General features: G+C 48.8%; 1 protein-coding gene. It reads right to left on the minus strand.

Annotated elements, in window-relative coordinates:
- Nucleotides 1–47 precede the first annotated feature (47 nt).
- Nucleotides 48–728, minus strand: a complete 681-nt coding sequence (locus ACTQ34_RS18015) for a LytTR family transcriptional regulator DNA-binding domain-containing protein (RefSeq protein ID WP_441364972.1) — start codon at nucleotides 726–728, stop codon at nucleotides 48–50.
- Between the last annotated feature and the right edge of the window lie 227 nt (nucleotides 729–955).

Raw genomic sequence — 955 nt, forward strand, 5'->3', positions numbered from 1 at the left:
CCCGGCTGGCGAAGCTTTTTCTCCAGTCTGTTTTGTTATGCCCTTTTTCAGTCGCGCAAATTTTGCGGGACTTTTTTCATTTCAGCTATTGACTTTTGTTTGCAGGACTCCAGTCTTTCCCCATATAGAGCGGCGCGCTCGTATAGGCGCAGCCATTTGGCATCCATATTGGAAAACAGGCTGCCGAAGGAGCTGCCGATGAGCGTTTTAAGCGGCAGTCCTTCCAGCTTTGCCAGAGCAGGGTTTCCATAGCGGAAGACCCAGTCCACCGCCCGGCGCTTCTCATCAAAGATCATTTCGATGTCCGTAAACGCAAAGGGCATAGCCTCGAAGCCGCAGTAATGGGCCTGGTATTCCTCCTCAGTGGAGGGGGCTTCGTCTTGGGCAAAACTGCTGATGAGACGTTTTTGAGCCGCCTGGAACTGAGCTATGATCTGCTTTTTCTTTCGGAGTGTATAGATCAAGGATTCGCCGTTGTTGAGATCAATGTGGTCGGTGATGTCATGGATGGCTCTGGCGGACACCAAACAGCCCCGGTGGACTTTGAGGAAATTGTCCCCCAGTGCTTCTTCCAGATCACTGATCTTCATCCGCGTTTTGTATATCTTCCCGCCGGACACATGGATCTCGGCAGTTTTATCAATCATCAGGACATATAGAATCGTGCTGGCATTCAGTACAAGCTGTGTTCTGTCTGACATGATCGTAATGTATTTCCCATCCCGCACGGTAAACACCTCCTTTTCACGCTGAACAGAAAATATAGACAGAAATATTATCACACATTTTCTGTCGGATTTCAACTGCACCTCGTTGCCGGGCATAGGAATGCAAAAAATTTCGGTACAGAATTGTCAGGGTTTCCGTGAACAAGAATCATGGAGGCGATCTCAAACAGCACCTTACGCAAGTGAGGTGAACCGCGCTTTGAAACATGACGATTCTTTGCATCGAA

The sequence above is a fragment of the Agathobaculum sp. LCP25S3_E8 genome (assembly GCF_052117165.1).
Classification (GTDB): Bacteria; Bacillota; Clostridia; order Oscillospirales; family Butyricicoccaceae; genus Agathobaculum.